The sequence below is a fragment of the Cobetia sp. MMG027 genome, from assembly GCF_027947415.1.
In the GTDB taxonomy this organism is placed as follows: domain Bacteria; phylum Pseudomonadota; class Gammaproteobacteria; order Pseudomonadales; family Halomonadaceae; genus Cobetia; species Cobetia marina.
Genome location: NZ_JAQJIO010000006.1, coordinates 1 through 18,622, shown reverse-complemented (window position 1 = coordinate 18,622; position 18,622 = coordinate 1). Strand labels below are relative to the sequence as shown.

17 protein-coding genes are annotated in these 18,622 nt (G+C 63.9%); 6 read left to right on the top strand and 11 right to left on the bottom strand.

Features of this window, described 5'->3' with window-relative positions; genetic code table 11:
• Positions 1–589: 589 nt before the first annotated feature.
• The 3 genes from PJK54_RS09260 to dksA form a co-directional block, all read right to left on the bottom strand.
• Complete coding sequence (locus tag PJK54_RS09260; RefSeq protein ID WP_084209479.1) at positions 590–2,089, bottom strand: sigma-54-dependent transcriptional regulator; 1,500 nt, start codon at positions 2,087–2,089, stop codon at positions 590–592.
• A 128-nt stretch (positions 2,090–2,217) separates the two neighbouring features.
• A complete protein-coding gene (gluQRS, locus tag PJK54_RS09255) occupies positions 2,218–3,132 on the bottom strand; it encodes a tRNA glutamyl-Q(34) synthetase GluQRS (RefSeq protein WP_084209478.1) in 915 nt (304 codons plus the stop codon).
• A gap of 135 nt (positions 3,133–3,267) precedes the next feature.
• Positions 3,268–3,705, bottom strand: a complete 438-nt coding sequence (gene dksA / locus PJK54_RS09250; RefSeq protein WP_077379460.1) for an RNA polymerase-binding protein DksA — start codon at positions 3,703–3,705, stop codon at positions 3,268–3,270.
• A gap of 275 nt (positions 3,706–3,980) precedes the next feature.
• On the opposite strand from dksA, the gene PJK54_RS09245 reads away from it, so the two are divergent.
• The gene (locus PJK54_RS09245) at positions 3,981–5,165 is read left to right on the top strand and encodes an aminotransferase class I/II-fold pyridoxal phosphate-dependent enzyme (protein WP_271302695.1); all 1,185 of its coding nucleotides are present in this window, start codon (positions 3,981–3,983) and stop codon (positions 5,163–5,165) included.
• Complete coding sequence (locus PJK54_RS09240; protein ID WP_271302694.1) at positions 5,165–6,031, top strand: DNA/RNA nuclease SfsA; 867 nt, start codon at positions 5,165–5,167, stop codon at positions 6,029–6,031. The genes PJK54_RS09245 and PJK54_RS09240 overlap by 1 nt, the downstream gene beginning before the upstream one ends.
• Before the next feature lie 33 nt (positions 6,032–6,064).
• Here the strand turns inward: PJK54_RS09240 and PJK54_RS09235 are convergent, their stop codons facing one another.
• Positions 6,065–6,439, bottom strand: a complete 375-nt coding sequence (locus PJK54_RS09235) for a Rieske (2Fe-2S) protein (protein WP_077379454.1) — start codon at positions 6,437–6,439, stop codon at positions 6,065–6,067.
• 200 nt (positions 6,440–6,639) lie between these two features.
• Here PJK54_RS09235 and PJK54_RS09230 point away from each other — a divergent pair, with 200 nt between their 5' ends.
• Positions 6,640–7,701, top strand: a complete 1,062-nt coding sequence (locus tag PJK54_RS09230) for a ChaN family lipoprotein (protein ID WP_271302693.1) — start codon at positions 6,640–6,642, stop codon at positions 7,699–7,701.
• Between the two features lie 141 nt (positions 7,702–7,842).
• Here PJK54_RS09230 and PJK54_RS09225 read toward each other — a convergent pair whose 3' ends face one another.
• From PJK54_RS09225 to PJK54_RS09200, 6 genes are all read right to left on the bottom strand, one after another.
• Positions 7,843–8,337 (bottom strand): acyl-CoA thioesterase, encoded by a 495-nt coding sequence (locus PJK54_RS09225; RefSeq protein WP_077379450.1) that lies wholly within the window; start codon positions 8,335–8,337, stop codon positions 7,843–7,845.
• A gap of 235 nt (positions 8,338–8,572) precedes the next feature.
• Positions 8,573–9,187, bottom strand: coding sequence for a methionine biosynthesis protein MetW (gene metW / locus PJK54_RS09220; protein ID WP_077379447.1), 615 nt, complete (start codon positions 9,185–9,187; stop codon positions 8,573–8,575).
• A complete protein-coding gene (metX, locus tag PJK54_RS09215; RefSeq protein ID WP_271302692.1) occupies positions 9,180–10,373 on the bottom strand; it encodes a homoserine O-succinyltransferase MetX in 1,194 nt (397 codons plus the stop codon). The genes metW and metX overlap by 8 nt, the downstream gene beginning before the upstream one ends.
• Positions 10,374–10,643: 270 nt before the next feature.
• Positions 10,644–11,222 (bottom strand): YggT family protein, encoded by a 579-nt coding sequence (locus tag PJK54_RS09210; RefSeq protein WP_077379444.1) that lies wholly within the window; start codon positions 11,220–11,222, stop codon positions 10,644–10,646.
• A 169-nt stretch (positions 11,223–11,391) separates the two neighbouring features.
• Positions 11,392–12,234 (bottom strand): pyrroline-5-carboxylate reductase, encoded by an 843-nt coding sequence (gene proC / locus PJK54_RS09205; protein ID WP_271302691.1) that lies wholly within the window; start codon positions 12,232–12,234, stop codon positions 11,392–11,394.
• Between the two features lie 194 nt (positions 12,235–12,428).
• Positions 12,429–13,181: a YggS family pyridoxal phosphate-dependent enzyme gene (locus PJK54_RS09200; protein ID WP_271302690.1), complete on the bottom strand. Its 753-nt coding sequence runs from the start codon at positions 13,179–13,181 to the stop codon at positions 12,429–12,431.
• Between the two features lie 195 nt (positions 13,182–13,376).
• Between PJK54_RS09200 and PJK54_RS09195 the strand changes: the two genes are divergently transcribed.
• Positions 13,377–14,408, top strand: coding sequence for a type IV pilus twitching motility protein PilT (locus PJK54_RS09195; protein WP_077379438.1), 1,032 nt, complete (start codon positions 13,377–13,379; stop codon positions 14,406–14,408).
• A 202-nt stretch (positions 14,409–14,610) separates the two neighbouring features.
• On the top strand, positions 14,611–15,765 hold the full coding sequence (locus PJK54_RS09190) for a PilT/PilU family type 4a pilus ATPase (RefSeq protein ID WP_077379436.1): 1,155 nt from the start codon (positions 14,611–14,613) through the stop codon (positions 15,763–15,765).
• Positions 15,766–15,871: 106 nt separating this feature from the next.
• Here the strand turns inward: PJK54_RS09190 and PJK54_RS09185 are convergent, their stop codons facing one another.
• The gene (locus PJK54_RS09185; RefSeq protein WP_271302689.1) at positions 15,872–17,029 is read right to left on the bottom strand and encodes an anhydro-N-acetylmuramic acid kinase; all 1,158 of its coding nucleotides are present in this window, start codon (positions 17,027–17,029) and stop codon (positions 15,872–15,874) included.
• Positions 17,030–17,212: 183 nt separating this feature from the next.
• On the opposite strand from PJK54_RS09185, the gene tyrS reads away from it, so the two are divergent.
• Entirely contained in the window at positions 17,213–18,421 is a 1,209-nt protein-coding gene (gene tyrS, locus PJK54_RS09180) for a tyrosine--tRNA ligase (RefSeq protein WP_271302688.1), read from the top strand.
• Positions 18,422–18,622 lie beyond the last annotated feature (201 nt).

Here is an 18,622-nt window from a genome sequence, read left to right as displayed (position 1 = left end):
GTGGCTCCAGCATCCGGCCATGAATCTCGGCCGTGCTTGCCTGTCATCATCAATGTCACTCGCTCGACGAATCTTGTTGTTGTTGGTGTCGAGGGTTTTCGAAGCCTTGCGCAATCTTGTTGTTGTTGGGCGCGCTTCGTATTTCCGGTTGTTCTTTTTCTTGACCGTGTTATTGCATCGGATGTGCCACAGCTTAAAAAAAACACGTAATTCAGTCATTTAGACATAGGTCGCTGAGACGTGAGGCGTAGGTGAGGCTGAGGTGTTACCTGACGTGGCCATTACCGCGCTGGATGGGGGCACTGTTTGGGGTCGATGGTAACAATTGGTGCGAAGGTCTAACGGAGTGACTCGCAAGCTAATGATTGGGAAGTGTTTTCCGGCATGGATTCGGCACTAAAGTCTAGCGAGGCCGGCAGGCTGCCTGCCGAGTCCTGAAGGGTTTGAGTGTTGATGTCTCGAAGACGGCCAGGTGAGTCGTGGGGGCGAGCACCCGCTTGGTGCAATGCGGATGGGGAGCCCGCGGGTCGGCTGGTGATCGTCAGCCTGCCCATGCGCCTGCTTGAGGGAGACATGTGCTGATGAAGCCTCAGGACGTCGCGCTGCCACGGCGTGCCTTCTTGCGCGGGATACCCAGCCGCTGACGGCGCTCCCACAGATTCTTGCGGCTGATGCCGAGTCGACGGGCTAGCTCCGTTTCGCTCATGTGGTCCTGATGTTCGAGAACGAAATGCTGGAAGTAGTCCTCGAGAGACAGGTCCTCCTCTTCCGGTGTCGGGTTGGCGAGTGGAGGTGCGGGTCGAGGGGGGGCGGTCTCCCGTGCCGGAGAGGCACCTTCAGCCTGCGGACGCGGTGCTGAGGTGACGGGAGGCGGCGGGTGGGCGAGGGGCTCCTGTTGACGGCCGTCAGCAGTATCGCTTCGCAGGACATGCTCGGCGCGCAGGCCCAGGTCTTCCGGGGCGATGATCCGACGGTCTGCCAGGATCACGCCGCGCTCCAGGGCGTTCTCGAGCTCGCGCACATTGCCGGGCCAGCCGTACTGATGGATTTCCTGGCGGGCACGCTGTGACAGCCGCATCCCCTCCCGGGCATGCCGGCGCGCGATGCCCTTCAGCAGGTGTTCGGCCAGCTCCAGCACGTCATCTCCCCGCTCACGCAGCGCAGGCAGGTCAATTTCCATGACGTTGAGGCGATAATAGAGATCCAGGCGGAATTCGCCGGTCGCGGAGAGGCGGTGCAGGTCGCGGTGAGTGGCCGCGATCAGGCGGACATCCACATGGCGCGTCTCGATGGCGCCGACGCGACGTATCTCACCCTCCTGAAGGACACGCAGCAGGCGAGCCTGAGCATCCAGCGGCAGTTCCCCGATCTCATCCAGGAACAGGGTGCCGCCATCCGCGGCTTCGATCAGGCCGGTGCGTGAATTCGTCGCGCCGGTGAAGGCGCCCTTTTCATGCCCGAACAGCTCGGATTCGATCAGGGTTTCCGGAATGGCGGCACAGTTGACGCAGATCAGCGGTGCCTGATGCCGTCCGCTCTGGCGATGGATCGCACGTGCGACCAGCTCCTTGCCGGTGCCGGATTCGCCAAGTACCAGTACGGTGACATCCGCGGGGGCCACCTTGCGGATGCGGGTATAGACCTGCTGCATCGCACGGCAGTGGCCGATCATCTCGACCTGCGAGCCGGTGGCTCCGGAATGAGAGGAGGGGCGCGAGGAGGGGGACGGCGCATCGTCATTGCGCGGCAAGGCCAGCGCCTCACGTACGCTGCGCGCGAAGGCCTCCTGATCGAAGGGTCTGGGCAGATAATCCGCGGCGCCGGCTTTCAGGCAGGCGATGGCGCCATGCAGGCTGGGGGGATCCGCCAGCAGGATCACCGGGGCAGGGTGACTGGCCTCGAGAACGGGCTTGGCATGTTCTCCGGCGAGCGCGACATCGCAGATGACCAGTGCAAACTCGCCGGGTTTCTGACGACAGGCGTCTTCAAGTCCATTGGCATGCACCACGCCGTGCCCGTCGCGCTCCAGCAGATGCTGAAGGGCAGTGCGTGTGGCACCTTCCTTTTCGATGATCAGAATCCGGGCCATGGAATGCTATCGCTCGCCTGATGGAGTGCGTGAAGAAATGAGATGGCGCTGATGCCTTGGCTATCTCGTACAAAGTCTCCCCTGTTCCCCGTGGGCTGGCAATCCGACAATCGTGGCTGGCCTGGTCGTCATGGAAATGGCGTGGCCATGCGCAGTGACTGTGCCGCGCCAACGTTCGCGAGCGACCAGCGTGGCGTGGCGTGCGCCAGTTGTTCCGCGGGGCTGGCAGTGGCCAGCTCGGCTGGCGGTGCCTGCCCGAGCAGCGTCAGCGTGTGATGCAGCAGTTGGCGAATGGCGACTTCATCGACCGGCAGGGCCGGGGCCAGGTTCTGCTTGGAGAGCTTCTGCCCATTGTCGGCGGTGATCAGTGGCAGGTGCGTCAGGCGCGGTGTGGGGAGACCAAGGGACGCCTGCAGGAGGCGTTGCCAGGGCGTGTTGTCGAGCAGGTCCAGGCCGCGTACGACGTCGGTGATTCCCTGTTCGGCGTCATCCACCACCACGGCCAGCTGATAGGCCCACAGGCCATCGCGACGCTTGAGTACCACGTCGCCGAGTGCCGCCAGTTCCTGCTGGATCGGGCCTTGCAGGCGATCGTGCCAGCCGGCGATGGCGCCGGCTCCACCGAAGCGCTCTGCCGCTCGCACGTCCAGACGCCAGGCGTGCTCGCCAGCGGGTGGCTCATCGCGATCGCGACACCAGCCCGGGTAGACCGCGAAGTCCCGCCACTGCTTGCGGGAGCAATCACAGGGATAGGCGATACCCGTGGCCTTGAGCTTCGCGAGCGCCTCGTCGTAGGCGGCATGGCGATCACTCTGATAGCGCACCGCGCCGTCCCAGTGCAGCCCGAAGGCCTCCAGCTGACGCAGGATGGTGTCGGCGCTGCCTGCGGGACAGCGTGGTGGGTCGATGTCCTCGATGCGCACCAGCCATTGGCCAGCGTGATGCCGGGCATCCAGGTAGCTGGCCACGGCCGCCAGCAGTGAACCGGCGTGCAGTGGGCCAGAGGGGGTCGGGGCAAAACGGCCACGGTAGGCGGTGGGCATCGGCAGGGCTCCGGCGTCCGTGATTGGGGAATGTCTGGCTGTCCGGACCCCAACGCATACGGGCACCGCTCCTAGGAGGGTGCCCGTATGGGGGATGAGGTCGACGGCGGGCCGTCGGTTCACCGACAGCGGGGCTTAGCGGCCCAGCTGCTTTTCCTTCAGCTCGGCCAGTGTCTTGCAGTCGACACACTGGGTCGCGGTCGGGCGTGCTTCCAGTCGGCGGATACCGATCTCGACGCCACAGGCTTCGCAGAAGCCGTAATCGTCCTCATCGATGTTCTCGATGGTCTCGTTGATCTTCTTCAACAGCTTGCGCTCGCGGTCACGCGTTCTCAGTTCGAGACTGAAGCCCTCTTCCTGAGTGGCACGGTCTGCAGGGTCCGCGTAGTTGTTGGCATCTTCCTGCAGGTGACGCACGGTGCGATCAACCTCTTCCATCAGCTCCTGTTTCCAGTCCAGCAGGATTTGACGGAAGTGCGCTAGCTGCTTCTCGTTCATGTACTCTTCACCCGCTGCCGGCTCGTACGGGGTGAATTTCTTAAGCGCTTCCGGCTTGGTTTCAGCTACTGGCATGGGACCGCCTCATTCCGCAAGGTGACTTGGGCCGTCGACAGTCTGTTGCACTGCCTCCTTGGCCACGGCGAGGGGGCTGTCCTGACTGCTGCCCTCGCGAGAAGATCAGCTTATTTAGCGTAAAAATGACAAGTTTGCAACCGAACTCCGACGATAGTTTGTGCCGGCTCATGAACAGGCCTGTTCACGCAAACATGCATTTTCCTGTGAAAAGGGGGTGGGAATGGGCCTTGGCAGGTGCCTAGAATGAAGCTTCCGTCACGAGGAGTGCCATCATGCAGTTTGCCCGCCGTCTTGAATCCGTTGCCGCCTTTCGCGTGATGACGCTGCTGGAAGCCGCCCAGGCGCGAGAGGCTGCCGGGCATGATGTCATCCATCTGGAAGTGGGCGAACCCGACTTCCCGACCCCTGCGCCGGTGATCGCGGCCGGCCAGGCGGCATTGGCCGCCGGCCAGACTCGCTACACGCCCGCCTGTGGCCTGCCCGCGCTGCGCGACGCCATCGCGGCAGACTACCAGCGCCGCCACGGTGTCACGGTCTCGCCCTCGCGCATCATCGTCACGCCCGGCGCCTCTGGCGCTCTGCTGCTGGCCACCCTGCTGTGTGCCGAGCGCGGTGACAGCGTGCTGATGGCGGATCCGACCTACCCGTGCAATCGCCATTTCATGGGGCTGGTCGATGCCCAGCTCGACGTGGTGCCTGTCAGCGCCGAGAGCGGCTGGCAGCTGACCGCGGAGCTTGCCGATGAGGTCTGGCGCGAGAACACCCGTGCGGTGATGGTGGCATCTCCTTCCAATCCCACCGGGCACGTGTTGTCGCCACAGGAGCTGCAGGCGCTGGGGGAGCTGTGCAGAGCCCGAGACGCTCACCTGCTGGTCGATGAGATCTATCAGGGCCTGACCTATGGCGTGCCTGCACATACGGCGTTGGCGGAATGTCCGGATGCCTTCGTGATCAACAGCTTCTCGAAATATTTCGGCATGACCGGCTGGCGACTGGGCTGGCTGGTGGCGCCGGAAGCGGCGGTCGAGCCGTTGTCGCGCCTGGCCCAGAATGTCTTCCTGGCCGCCTCCACCCCCGCGCAGCATGCGGCGCTGGCGGCCTTCACGCCGGAGTGCGAGGCCGAGCTCGAACGCCGTCGCCAGGTGCTGGAGGCGCGGCGCGGCGTGCTGCTGGCCGGACTCGAACGTCTCGGGCTGGCACCGTCGGTTCCCCCGCAGGGCGCCTTCTACGTCTGGCTGGATATCTCGCACTTGAGTCATGACAGCGAGGCCTTCTGCCGTGCCTTGCTGGAGGAAGAGAACGTTGCCATCACGCCGGGGACCGATTTCGCGCTGGCAGATGGACGTCGCCATGTGCGGATCGCCTTTACGGCCGATGAGGCGCGTCTGCGCGAAGCTCTGACGAGACTTGAGCGCTTCCTGGAGCGGCGTGCTGCCCCGACGGGAGCATCTGCCTGATGCAGTTGACAGGGTTGTATCGTGGTCGGCTGATCCGGCGCTACAAGCGCTTCTTCGCTGAAGTGGAGCTGCTCGAGGGGGAACGGGCAGGCGAGGTGGTGACGGCGCATTGTCCGAATACCGGCTCGATGCGTGCCGTGTGCGTGGAAGGCTGTGAGGTATGGCTGTCACCCTCCAACAATCCGAAGCGCAAGCTTGCCTGGACCTGGGAGCTGATTCGCCTGCCCCTGGACCCTCCCGGGGCTGGCGGTCGGCGTGAGGCCTTGGTGGCGGTGCATACCGGACGTGCCAATACGCATGTCGAGGCGGTCCTGCGGGAGGGTGACTCGTCAGAGTGCCCGCCTGCACTGCATGCTGCGCTGCGTGAGAGAGGGCTGACGAATCTGGCGCGAATCGAGCGGGAGGCGCGGGTCGAGGTCATGCCAGCAGGCAGTGAGGTCGCGGAGCGCTCGCGGCTCGATTTCCAGCTATGGCCGCGCGATGAGCAGGCCGCCTCGATCTATGTCGAGGTCAAGCAGCTCACCCTGCGTGAGTCGGATGGGCATGGGTATTTTCCGGACTCGGTCAGTACGCGCGCGCGCCGTCACCTTGCCAGTCTTGCCGCGCTGGTCGCGGCCGGTCATCGCTGTGTGCTGGTGTTCTGCGTCGCGCACGATGCCATCGAGGATGTCGCGCCGGCGGCTCACCTGGACCCGGCCTATGCCGAGGCCTTCGCCGCGGCCCAGGCCGCCGGTGTCGAGGTGCTGGCGCTGAGGATGCAGGTCGCACTGGCGCCCTGTCACGATGACGCGAGGCAGCCGCTCTGGCAGGCGTCGTTGACCCTCAAGGAGGTGCTGCCGCTGCACGAGGCGCGCTTCTGCGGGTAACGCCTGAGCTCACTCTGATCATCGCGGGGCACTTCAGTGCCGACTCTTCAGCACCAGCTGCGCCGGCGAGCCGTCAGGCCGCTCGATCGTCACGTCCAGCGCGGTCAGTCGCTGCCCCGTGCAGGGGCCACTGAGGCACAGGCCCTGCTGCGGCTCGAAGCAGGCCTGGTGACGATGACACAGGATCAGCCCGCCGGTGGCGTCCAGATAGGGGTCGCGGTGTTCGCGCTCGTCATGGGCGGGGTCAGCGATCAGGCGGCTGCCGCGGTGCGGACAGGCGTCGAGATAGGCGTGCAGTCCATCGGCCAGCCGGATCAGCATGGCCGGGCGGCCATCCTCGAGCCTGATCGGCAGGCTGCAGCCGATGCGCAGCTCCGGCAGCGGCAGGCGGAGCAGGCGGCGTGTCATGCGGGTCTCCTCTGAATGGGCGAGCGGCGTTGGTGAAGAACGCGGTGCGTTCGGACATCAGGGGGCTCGCATCGGGTATCATGGGGCAATGACGGCCAGCAGGGAATGCTCGGCTGCCGCTGGCAGTGCTCGACCTTCCGTGTGCGATGGACTGTGTCGCCGTTGGCCATTATCGCCTTTCTTCACGCCTGGTTATCTTCATGTCGCTATTTCATCGTCCCGCCTTCCTCCGTCCTGCCCCAGCTGGGCAGGCAGGCCTCACGCGTCGCCAGTTGCTGGCTGGCATGGTCGCCGGCGCCGGCGGTCTCTCGTTGCTGGGGAGCGGGGCGCTGCAGGCGGCTCAGGCGCCGCCAGGACCGCTTCCGCCCTTGCCTGCCTGGCATGATCCCGACGCCTCACATCCGTTGCTGGGCAGCATTCTCGTGGCGCAGGGCAATCGACGCCTGTCACCGGCGGCACTGGTGGACTGGGCGCAGGCGCATCCGTTGGTGCTGCTGGGAGAGCATCACGACAACCCGGATCATCATCTGCTGGAGCGCTGGCTGATCGATGCACTGGCGGCACGTCGTCAGTTGGGTGGCGTGGCGATGGAAATGCTGGATTCCCGTCAGGATGCGGCGCTGTCACTGGTCAATCGCACCTCGCTGGCCGTGGCGGGCCTGCCGGATGAGGAGCTGATGCGCCTGCTGGCATGGGATGCACGCTGGAAATTCACCGATTACTCGAGCGTGTTGCGTGGTGTGCTGGACAGCGGCGCCCCCCTGTCGTCCGCCAGTCTGACCAGAGAGCAGGTGCGCGCGGTGATGGCCCAGGACCAGACGGCGCCAGCACTGCCGGAGGCCGTGCTGAGGCTGCAGCGCGAGGCGCTGGATGAAGGCCACTGTGGTCTGCTGGGGGCAGAGCGCCTGGATGGTCTGCTGCGTGCCCAGCTGGCGCGTGATCAGCAGATGGCGGAGCGTCTCGAGGCGCTGGCCAATCGCGATGCCACGGCGTTGCTGGTGGCCGGCAGTGGCCATGCGCGTCGCGATATCGGCGTGCCGCGCTGGCTGACCCGGGATTCGCTCTCCATCGCACTGATGCCGGTGGCCTGGGGGGAGGAGGGTCAGCCGCTGACCCAGCTCGATGACTATCTTCCGGAAAGTGCGGGGGCGGCCCCGGCGTACGACCTGGTGTGGTTCACCCCGGCCGTCGCTCAGCCGGAGGATGCCTGTGCGGGACTGCGTGAGGCGGCGGATATCGCCACGCCGGATCTGCCGGGCTGAGAAAGCGGGCCGGGCGAGCAACGCTGGCATGAAAAAAGGCACCTCCTGTGAGGTGCCTTTTGCGTTCTTGCATCGCGTCGCTCAGTCGGGCTGCGATCAGTCGGACTGCGATCAGTCGGGCTGCGGTCAGCCGGGCTGCGCTCAGCCGCTCTTGACGTCGACCTGGCCTTCCGCGCGACGACGGGCCGCTTTCTGCGGCGTGGCATCCCCGTCGGCGTCATTGGCCTGGCTGTCGTTGCTGCCGGCCTGCTCGCGGAAGCGATCCTCGATATACGTGATACGAGTGCGTCCGTGGGGCACCGGCTTGAAGTCGGCATCGACACTGACCAGCACGATGCGGTCGATGGTCAGGATGCGTTCACGCGTGATCTTGTTGCGGATCTCGACGCACAGCGAGATGGACGTGCGGCCAAAGGCGCTGGCGGTGATGCCCAGCTCGATGATATCGCCCTGACGCGCACTGGAGACGAAGTTGATCTCCGACATGAACTTCGTCACCACGCGGGAAGTCCCCAGCTGGACGATGGCGTAGATGGCCGCTTCTTCGTCGATCCAGGCCAGCAGACGTCCACCGAACAGGGTGCCGTTGGGGTTGAGGTCTTCGGGCTTGACCCATTTGCGGGTATGGAAGTTCATGCACTCTCTCCTCGGGATGCCGGCGCACCTCACCGGAAGTGCGAGCCGTGATCCTCAGCTGCGTTTACCTCGAAAGTATATAGACTTTAGTTGCGACTGTCTGTGCATGGCCCGGATAGCGCAACGCTATCGCGGCGCGGGGAGAGCGCGGGGAGAATTGGCGGCGTCATGACGCGAAACGGCCGGCAGGGACTCCCTGTCGGCCGTCTTTCCAAAGGCGGTGTGGCGAGTGTGATCAGCGCTTGTCGGGCGGACAGTTGTCGCGGCAGACGCGGAAGATGGCCACCTCCCCGAACAGGTTCGGCCACCAGGTCGCCGCCGGATGTGGCTCGTGATCGCCATTGCCGACTGCGCGGTCGATGATCTTGAGACCCTGGGCACGACACAGCCGCTCGAAATCCGCAAAGGTCGAGAGGTGGATGTTGGGGGTGTCGTACCAGGCGTGCGGCAGTGACTTGGAGACCGGCATGCGCCCCTTGAGCCCCAGGTGCAGGCGGTGACGCCAGTAGGCGAAGTTGGGGAAGGTGATGATGGCTTCACGTGAGACGCGCATCATCTCTTCCAGCGCACGGTCCGGGCGGCGCAGTACCTGCAGGGCCTGGGACATCACCACGCGATCAAAGGTGTCATCGGCGAAATTGGCCAGACCATCATCGACATTCTGCTCGATGACGTTCACGCCGCGCGCCACGCAGGCGCTGATGTTGTCGGGATCGATCTCCAGTCCGTAGCCGAATACCCCCTTGGTCTCCTTGAGCGAGGCCAGCAGGGTGCCATCCCCACAGGCGAGATCCAGCACGCGGCCACCTTCGGGAATCCAGTCGTGGATCTGGGCGAGGTCGTTACGCATGGCTGGCCTCCTGGGGAGCGGTGTGCAGGGGAGAGGGTGCGTTGCAGGCCTTGTCGTATGCGCGGGTCAGGAAGTTGCCCAGCACTGCCTGATAGCGCTCTCCCGGCAGCAGGAAGGCGTCATGGCCGTGAGGAGAATCGATGTTGGCATAACTGACGTTCTTGCCGGCATGGATCATGGCGTTGACCAGCTCGCGCGAGCGTGACGGAGCGAAGCGCCAGTCGGTGGTGAAGCTGACGACGAGTACCGGGCAGCTGATCGGTGCCATGGCCGCGGCCAGATCATCGCCGGCCGTGGCGGCGGGGTCGAAGTAATCGAGTGCCTTGGTCATCAGCAGGTAGGTGTTGGCGTCGAAGGCGGTGGAGAAGGTGTCGCCCTGATGGCGCAGATAGCTCTCGACCTGGAAGTCGACGTCGTAACCGAAGTTGAGGCGGTCCTGGCGCAGGTCACGCCCGAACTTGGTCCCCATCGAGTGCTCGGAAAGATAGGTGATGTGACCGACCATGCGGGCCAGCTTGAGACCGCGCTTGGGCACGGCATCGACGCGTGAGTACCAGCCGTCATGGAATTCCGGGTCCGAGCGGATGGCCTGGCGCGCGACTTCGTTGAAGGCGATGTTCTGCGCCGAGAGCTTGGGGGTACAGGCGATGATGGCGACGTGCCCGACGCGCTCGGGATGATCCATCGCCCACTGCAGTGCCTGCATGCCGCCCAGTGAGCCACCGACCACCGCGGCGAAGCGCGTGATGCCGAGACGTTCGGCGAGGCGCTTCTGACTCTCGACCCAGTCCGGCACGGTCACCAGTGGGAAATCGGGGCCCCATTGTTCGCCCGTTTCCGGGTTGATCGAGGTCGGGCCGGTACTGCCGTGACAGCCGCCGATATTGTTCAGCGCGATGACGAAGAAGCGTGAGGTATCGATAGGCTTGCCGGGGCCGATATAGTCGTCCCACCAGCCGGGCTTGCGATCACTCATCGCGTGGTAGCCGGCGGCGTGATGGTGTCCGGTCAGGGCGTGGCAGATCAGGAGGGCGTTGCTGGCGTCAGCGTTCAGCTCGCCATAGGTCTCGTAGACCAGCGAGTACTGTTCGAGGCGTCTGCCGCAGGCCAGCTCCAGCGGTGTATCGAAGTGGGCAGTCCGGGGCGTGACGAGACCGACCGAATCCGGGGGAAGGGAATCAGGCATCGTGGTGAAGGTTTCCAGCATCATGTCCAGCAGAGTGTTCGGGCAGAGCCCGTGTCCGGGGCGCGAAGCCGCGGTGATGCGCCTTGTGGGCGTCTCGTGCACCGTGGTTCTGGCTTCGGCCGAGGGATCACTCTAGCACAGCGTCGGGCGCGCGTGAGCCAGTGGCGCGGGCAGGAAGCACAGGCGCCCGCAGCGGAGGTTCCGTTGCGGGCGCCTGGGGGGGACACCGCGAAGCGGCGATGTCACGTCTGGCAGGGAGGAGTGTGCGTATCAGCCGAAGACGCTACGCAGCATGCCGATGGTCGGCAGCGTCTGACTGACCAGACTGCCGATCAGGTTGAGGGCGATGAACACGAAGATCGGCGACAGATCGAGCATGCCGATCGACGGGATCACCTTGCGCACCGGCTTCATGATCGGGTCCACCAGCTGATGGACCAGGATGGCGCCCGGGTGGTTGGCCTGGGGGGCGACCCACGACAGGATGATCATCGCGATCAAGGCGAAGAAGTAGATGTTGATGATGCTGTCGAGCATGGTGCCCAGTGCCGTCAGCGCGATGAAGCCGATCGGCAGCATGCCGCCGAACAGCGCGCCGATGGCGACCAGCACCAGGCTGACGACGATGAAGGCGGCCGCCAGTGTGGCGATGTCGAAGCGCCCTAGCGGGCGCAGGATGCCCTGCAGCGGTGCCACCAGCGGATTGGTCGCCTTGACCACTGACTGGGTGACCGGATTGTAGAAATCTGCACGAGACAACTGCAGCAGGAAACGCAGCATCAGTATATAGACGAACAGTTGCAGCAGGATGGTGACCAGCTGAAGTCCGATGTTACCCATAGCACCCATGGGGCCTTCCTTAAGACGGTGAGTTGAGGACGCGAATCTGGTGTCGGCGTGTCATGCCATCAGCATGCCAATCCGAGATGAACGCAGCATGATGGCGGTTTCCCGAGTGGGCTGCCAGTCAGGCGCTCTGCACGCTGCCACTCGTGGCGTGGCAATCCCGCCACTGGGGTTACTGGTCCAGCTCACGCGCCAGCTCTGCAGCCCTTGCGCTGGACGCCTTGGCCGCACGGCTGACCATCTCGCGCAGGCCATCTCCCTCGAAGCTGTTGATGGCGCGTTCGGTGGTGCCATTCGGCGAGCAGACACGGCGACGCAGCTCTGCCGGCTCGTGCTCGCTGGTGAAGGCCATCTGCGCGGCGCCGCGTCCGGTCTGGATCGCCAGTCGGCGCGCCGTCTCGGCATCCAGTCCCAGTTCGATACCGGCGGCTTCAAGCGCTTCGATGAACAGGAAGAAGTAGGCCGGGCCGGAACCGGAAATCCCGGTGACCGCTTCCAGCAGACCTTCTTCCTCGACCCATTCGACGATACCGACCGCGGTCAGCATCTCGTCCATCAGCGCACGTTGCTCATCGGTCACGCGCGAGGTGGCGTAGAGGCCGCTGGCACCGACGCCCACCAGCGAGGGGGTATTGGGCATGCAGCGGATGATGGCAAGCTCTCCCCCCAGCCAGCGCTCGAGACTGTCGCAGGTGATGCCGGCCGCGACCGAGATGACCAGCGGCTTGCGCTCCTGTACGGCGGGCGCCAGTGCCTGGCAGACGTCATGCATCATCTGGGGCTTGACGCCCAGCACGATGACATCGGCACGTGCGACGGCGTCAGCGTTGTCCTGGGTCGTGGTCACGCCGTAGCGTTGCTCGAGCGCCTCGAGGGTATCGCGTGAACGGGCCGTCGCGATGATGCGGTCTGCCGGATAGCCGGCCTCGATCATGCCGCCGAAGATGGCGCTGGCCATGTTGCCGGCACCGATGAAGGCGATGGTGCGGGGAGTGGCGGAGGTCTGGTGCGTCATGCGGTGCTCCTGATCGTTCGGATGGGATGGACCGGCGAGCGGTGAGTCTGTGCACTTTACCGCGGCTGCTTCGCGAGAGTGACGTTCGTGGCAGTGAACCGTGCGTCCGAGGCTGCCGGAGGTGACTCGTCCGCGGGCTGCGCATGCGTCAGTGGCGTGCGTGAATCGTGTGCGGGCGGCGTCAGTGAGTGGCATCAGTGGGCGCTGGAGTAGTCACGCGCTCCGAAGAGGGCCGTGCCGAGACGGACCAGCGTCGCGCCTTCGGCGACGGCGGCCTCGAGATCACCACTCATGCCCATGGACAGGGTGTCGAGCTTGGCCTGAGGGTAGCGGGCCGCGGGGAAGCGAGCCTGCAGCTGCTCCAGCAATACGCGCAGTGTCCTGAAGGGCGCCTGCCTTTCCTGCAGGTCAGCCTCGGATGAGGCGGGGGCGGGAATCGCCATCAGGCCTCGCAGTCGCAGGTTGGGCAGTGCCAGCACCGTCTCGGCCAGGGCAATCAATTCCTCGGGTGTGACGCCTGCCTTGGTGGCCTCGCCGGAGACGTTCACCTGCAGACAGATGTCGAGTGGCGGCAGGGGCTCGGGGCGTTGCTCGCTCAATCTGCGAGCCACCTTCTCACGCTCGACGGCATGTACCCAAGAGAAGTGTTCGGCAATCGCGCGGGTCTTGTTGGACTGGATGGGGCCGATGAAGTGCCATTCGATATCGGTGAGGTCCGACAGCGCCTGCTGCTTGTCCAGCGCTTCCTGCAGATAGTTCTCGCCGAAGGCCCGCTGGCCATTGCGCCAGGCAGCACGAATCATCCGGTCGGGCTTGGTCTTGCTCACCGCCAGTATCCGGGCTGCCTCTACGTTGCGTTTACTTGCCAGCAGTGCCTTTTCCAGCCGCGCACGGGCCTCTAGGATACACTGAGTAACACAAGCTTCGTCGTCGGGGACTGCAGTCATGCGGCTCGGCTCCAGAATTTGCGAAATATCTTCACGGTTGATGGCTCGGCGTCGTGGGCGCCACCGGTAGTATGGGCTGGATAGGGCGTTCGTCATGATATCCACCGCACCATCTGCTGAAGAGCCACATCACACTTACACCCGAGTCCACGGGACTCGTTGGTACAAGAGCTTCGGTCTTCGCGAGGGATCTGCATGGATATTACCGAACTGCTGGCTTTTTCGGCAAAACAGAACGCATCGGATCTGCACCTGTCTGCCGGCCTGCCACCGATGATTCGCGTCGATGGTGACGTACGACGCATCAACGTCCCTTCGATGGATGACAAGCAGGTGCGTGCGCTGATCTACGAGATCATGAACGACAAGCAGCGTCGCGACTTCGAGGAGTTCCTCGAGACGGATTTCTCCTTCGAGGTGCCGGGCGTCTCGCGCTTCCGTGTCAATGCTTTCCATCAGGGGCGGGGGGCGGGTGCCGTCTTCCGTACCATCCCGTCGGAAGTGCTGACGATGGAAGATCTGGGTCTCGGCGAGGCGTTTCGCAAGATGTGCATGCTGCCGCGTGGCCTGATTCTGGTCACCGGCCCGACGGGGTCGGGCAAGTCGACCACGCTGGCGGCAATGGTCGATTACATCAACGAGAACAAGTACGACCACATTCTCACCATCGAGGACCCGGTCGAGTTCGTCCACCAGTCCAAGCGTTGCCTGGTCAACCAGCGTGAAGTGCATCGTGATACCCACGGCTTCGCGCCGGCGCTGCGTTCGGCACTGCGTGAGGACCCGGACGTCATTCTGGTCGGCGAGCTGCGAGATCTCGAGACCATCCGTCTGGCACTGACGGCCGCCGAGACCGGGCACCTGGTCTTCGGCACCCTTCACACCACCTCGGCGACCAAGACCGTCGACCGCATCATCGATGTCTTCCCGGGCGAAGAGAAGGCGATGGTGCGTTCGATGCTGTCCGAATCCCTGCAGGGGGTCATCGCGCAGACGCTGCTCAAGAAGGTGGGCGGCGGGCGCGTGGCAGCGCACGAGATCATGCTTGCCACTCCTGCCATCCGCAACCTGATCCGTGAGGACAAGGTGGCGCAGATGTATTCCTCCATCCAGACCGGTGGTGCGTTGGGGATGCAGACGCTGGATTCGGCGCTGACGCGACTGTTGGCCGAGGGGCTGGTGACCAGCGAAGACGCGCAAGCGAAGGCCAAGGGGCTGCTGGGATAGTGCGCGACGGCCGTGCAGTGGTGTTGCCAGACGACATCAGGGACAGGGCAATGCCCATCCGAATCCAGGTCGAGACAGGCGAGACGGCACGCCTGAAGGCCATCACGGGCGTTGTCCTCGTCGGGACGGATGGTCGTTGCGATAAACGATAATAAAACCGTAGTTTGAATGTGACTTCACAGAGTGGATCGGGACACGGCTCATGACTCCTCATGAATGGCTGCAGGAACTCCTGCAGTTGATGGTCAGCAAGGGCAGCTCGGATCTTTTCATCTCGACGGGGACTCCGCCGCAGATGAAGGTCAATGGGCGAATGGCGGCGCTGGGTGACAAGAAGCTCGGTGTCGATCAGGTGCGAGAACTGGTGCTTGCGCCGATGAGCGACATGCAGCGAGAGCGCTTCGAACAGGAGCGTGAGGCCAATTTTGCCCACAGTTTGCCGGGGGTGGGGCGTTTCCGGATCAGCGCCTTCTATCAGCGTAGCCAGATGGGCATGGTCATCCGTCGCATCCAGCTGTCGATTCCCAGCCTGGAAGAACTGCGCCTGCCGGAAATCATCAAGAGTCTCTCGGAGACCAAGCGTGGTCTGGTGATCTTCGTCGGGGGCACGGGTGCCGGCAAGTCGACCTCGCTGGCCTCGATGATCCAGCACCGCAACCAGACCTCAAGTGGCCATATCATCTGCATCGAGGACCCGATCGAGTACATCCATCCCCATCAGCGCTCCATCGTGACCCAGCGCGAAGTGGGGATCGACACCGAGTCCTTCGAGGTGGCGCTGCGCAATACGCTGCGTCAGGCACCGGACGTGATCATGATCGGCGAGATCCGTTCGCGTGAGACCATGGAGCATGCGCTGACCTTTGCGGAAACCGGTCACCTGTGTCTGGCGACCTTGCACGCCAACAACGCCAACCAGGCGCTGGATCGCATCATCCACTTCTTCCCGGAAGAGCGTCACGAACAGGTATGGATGGACCTGTCACTGAATCTCAAGGGCATCGTGGCCCAGCAGCTGCTGCCTCACAAGAGTGGCAATGGCGCACAGCGAGTGCCGGCCATCGAGGTGATGCTGCGCTCGCCGCTGATCGTCGATCTGATCCGCAAGGGGGCGGTGGTGGAGATAAAGGACGTGATGAAGCGCTCCCAGCAACAGGGCATGATGACCTTCGATCAATCGCTCTATGCGTTGCATCAGCAGGACCTGATCACCGAGGAGGTGGCATTGGCGCATGCCGATTCCGCCAATGACCTGCGTCTGATGATCAAGTTCGGCGATTCCGACAGTGCTCAGGAAGCGCAGCTGGATGTGATGAATGCCGCCAGTCGCTTCTCGCTGCAGGACGACGATGGCTGAAGTCCGTGGAGAATCTGGCCTGCGACGGTAGATGTCCCAGGTACTCGATGAAGCCGCGCTTCTGTTTTGCCAGGAGCGCGGCTTTTTCATGTCTGCGCGCGATGGGTCAGCGTGCGTAGAGGCCCCCCAGGACTCTGGGGCCGCGTGCTCCCGTCACGCTGACGAGATTGCCGGGGCGCTCCAGCACTCTGCGGGCGGCCAGCCACGCGAAGGCGCTGGCTTCGAGGAGATCGGCATTCCAGCCAAGCGAGGCGCAGGTGGTCAGGCCGGTGGGGTGGCTTGCATGCGCAAGGCGCTGTTCGAGCGCGGCCATCAGGGCGGTGTTGCGCGCTCCGCCACCACAGGGTGTCAGTCCCGCCAGTGATACGCCGGTATGCTCAAGTGCACGCGCGATGCTCTCTACCGTCAGACTCAGCAAGGTGGCCTGCACATCGACAGGGGCCTCGCTGCCTGTCAGGTGCTGCTCCAGCCAGCCGAGATGGAAGTCCTCGCGTCCGGTACTCTTCGGCAGCGGTCGAGTGAAGTAATCCGCGCTGAGCAGACGATCCAGCAGCTCCTCGATGACATGGCCGCTGGCGGCCCAGCTGCCCTGAGGATCAATCGCGGCCCCCTGATGGCGTGCATGCCAGGCATCCAGCAGGCAGTTGGCCGGGCCGGTATCAAAGCCGATCACTGCCGCCTGCGAGTCCAGTGGCGGGAGCAATGTCAGGTTCGCGATCCCCCCCAGGTTCAGCAGTCCCCGCCACTGGTCTGGCTGAGCGAACAGCGCTGAGTGAAATGCCGGCGCCAGAGGCGCTGCCTGCCCACCGGCCGCCAGATCCCTGCGGCGGAAGTCTGCCACCACGGGGATGCCGGTCAGCTCGGCCAGCAGGCTGGGGTTGTCGAGCTGCAGGGTGTAAGGCGTCTGACAGGGCTGATCGCTGAAGCCATGCGGGCGGTGCTCGATGGTCTGTCCATGACTGCCGATGGCGCGAATGTCTTTCGGTTCCAGTCGCTGGCGAGACAGCAACTGGCGGATCGCGTCGGCGGCCAGTTCGGCCAGCGCCTGCTCGGCTGCGGCAAGATCACGAAAATGCGCATGGTCCTCGTGCATCAGGCGCCAGAGGCGAGTGCGCAGGGGTTCCGGAAGCGGCAGCTCCAGACCGTCGATGAAGCGGATGTGCTCGCGCAGCGCAGTGCAGTCCTGATGGGGTTCGATATCGAGCAGGGCGACATCGAGGCCGTCGAGGCTGGTGCCTGTCATCAGGCCGAGGTAAAGCGCCATGGAGATCTCCCGGGCAGTGAAACGTGGGTCAGCGAGTCTGCCGTGCGCCCCCGAGTCGCGGAAGTCGGGTTGGCATCCTCATGGCCAGAGGCAGAGCAGGGGTGCATGGTCTGCGTGTCATGCTAACATTCTCGGCCAACATGCCCCGTTACGAGGGGAGCAGCAACGGTCAGAGAGGGCAGGATGAGCGACAAGTCAGTAGTGGAAGCGCTGGAGATCATCAAGCGCGGTACCGATGAGGTGCTGGTCGAGGAAGAGCTGATCAAGAAGCTCGAGTCCGGACGCAAGCTCAGGGTCAAGGCGGGTTTCGATCCGACGGCGCCAGACCTGCACCTCGGGCATACCGTGCTGATCAACAAGCTGCGTCAGCTGCAGGATCTTGGCCACGAGGTCATCTTCCTGATCGGGGACTTCACCGGACGCATCGGTGATCCGACCGGCAAGAGCGTGACGCGCAAGCCGCTGACCGAAGAGGACGTGAAGGCCAATGCCCTGACGTATCAGGAGCAGGTCTTCAAGATTCTCGACAAGGATCGCACGCGAATCGCCTTCAACTCCGAATGGATCAGCAAGCTCTCTGCCAGCGACATGATCGAACTGGCGGCTTCCAGCACGGTGGCTCGCATGCTCGAGCGCGATGATTTCGACAAGCGTTACACCGGCAACCAGCCGATCTCCATTCACGAGTTCCTCTATCCCCTGATCCAGGGCTATGACTCCGTGGCGCTGGAGGCGGATATCGAACTCGGCGGTACCGATCAGAAGTTCAACCTGCTGATGGGCCGTGAGCTGCAACGCCAGCGTGGCCAGGAGCCGCAGGTCGTGATCACCATGCCGATCCTCGAAGGCCTGGATGGCGTGCAGAAGATGTCCAAGTCGCTGGGCAACTACATCGGTATCAATGACCGTCCGGGCGAGATGTTCAACAAGATCGTCTCCATGCCGGACTCGCTGATGTGGCGTTACTTCGAGCTGCTCTCGCTGCGCCCCATGGAGGAAGTGAAGGTGCTGATGGCCAGCATCGAGAATGGCGCCAATCCGCGCGACATCAAGATGGAGCTGGCTCGGGAACTGGTGGCGCGTTTCCACAATGAAGAGGCGGCTGCCACGGCTCACCTCTCCAGTGGCAACCAGCTGGCAGAAGGTGAGCTGCCGGCGGACATGCCGGATGTCACCGTGAGCCTTGAAGGGGCAGAGGTCGCGCCGATCGCCGCCGTGCTCAATCGTTCAGGTCTGGCCAACAACAGCGCCCAGGCCAAGGACATGCTCAAGAATGGTCGCGTGAAAGTCGATGGAGACGTGATCGAGCCTTCCTACATGGCGCCTTTCGATACGGCCATCATCATCCAGGCTGGCAAGAAGCGCTACGCACGTGTGACGGTGACTCGCTGATCCGACGCGAGATGTCTGACCGACCATTCGGCCCCGCCATTTCTGGCGGGGCCGAATGTGTTTCTGGCCAGGGAAGAAAGGTGTCAGCAAGCGACGGCGAGACGAGGCCCAAGGAGCAATAAGAGGTGATGAGGGAAGAGATGTCGCCCGCATGTCCTCGAAATGACAATCGATGGAAAAAGCCCTTGCCCTCAGCCCGGT

Bases quoted from the DNA above. Each gene is read 5' to 3' on its own strand.
- PJK54_RS09185 (WP_271302689.1), bottom strand. From the start codon at position 17,029: ATGGCGCTTTACCTCGGCCTGATGACAGGCACCAGCCTCGACGGCCTC.
- tyrS (WP_271302688.1), top strand. From the start codon at position 17,213: ATGAGCGACAAGTCAGTAGTGGAAGCGCTGGAGATCATCAAGCGCGGT.
- PJK54_RS09195 (WP_077379438.1), top strand. From the start codon at position 13,377: ATGGATATTACCGAACTGCTGGCTTTTTCGGCAAAACAGAACGCATCG.
- metX (WP_271302692.1), bottom strand. From the start codon at position 10,373: ATGCCTGATTCCCTTCCCCCGGATTCGGTCGGTCTCGTCACGCCCCGG.
- metW (WP_077379447.1), bottom strand. From the start codon at position 9,187: ATGCGTAACGACCTCGCCCAGATCCACGACTGGATTCCCGAAGGTGGC.
- PJK54_RS09240 (WP_271302694.1), top strand. From the start codon at position 5,165: ATGCAGTTGACAGGGTTGTATCGTGGTCGGCTGATCCGGCGCTACAAG.
- PJK54_RS09235 (WP_077379454.1), bottom strand. From the start codon at position 6,439: ATGACACGCCGCCTGCTCCGCCTGCCGCTGCCGGAGCTGCGCATCGGC.
- proC (WP_271302691.1), bottom strand. From the start codon at position 12,234: ATGACGCACCAGACCTCCGCCACTCCCCGCACCATCGCCTTCATCGGT.
- dksA (WP_077379460.1), bottom strand. From the start codon at position 3,705: ATGCCAGTAGCTGAAACCAAGCCGGAAGCGCTTAAGAAATTCACCCCG.
- PJK54_RS09260 (WP_084209479.1), bottom strand. From the start codon at position 2,089: ATGGCCCGGATTCTGATCATCGAAAAGGAAGGTGCCACACGCACTGCC.
- PJK54_RS09200 (WP_271302690.1), bottom strand. From the start codon at position 13,181: ATGACTGCAGTCCCCGACGACGAAGCTTGTGTTACTCAGTGTATCCTA.
- PJK54_RS09230 (WP_271302693.1), top strand. From the start codon at position 6,640: ATGTCGCTATTTCATCGTCCCGCCTTCCTCCGTCCTGCCCCAGCTGGG.
- PJK54_RS09190 (WP_077379436.1), top strand. From the start codon at position 14,611: ATGACTCCTCATGAATGGCTGCAGGAACTCCTGCAGTTGATGGTCAGC.
- PJK54_RS09210 (WP_077379444.1), bottom strand. From the start codon at position 11,222: ATGGGTGCTATGGGTAACATCGGACTTCAGCTGGTCACCATCCTGCTG.
- gluQRS (WP_084209478.1), bottom strand. From the start codon at position 3,132: ATGCCCACCGCCTACCGTGGCCGTTTTGCCCCGACCCCCTCTGGCCCA.
- PJK54_RS09225 (WP_077379450.1), bottom strand. From the start codon at position 8,337: ATGAACTTCCATACCCGCAAATGGGTCAAGCCCGAAGACCTCAACCCC.
- PJK54_RS09245 (WP_271302695.1), top strand. From the start codon at position 3,981: ATGCAGTTTGCCCGCCGTCTTGAATCCGTTGCCGCCTTTCGCGTGATG.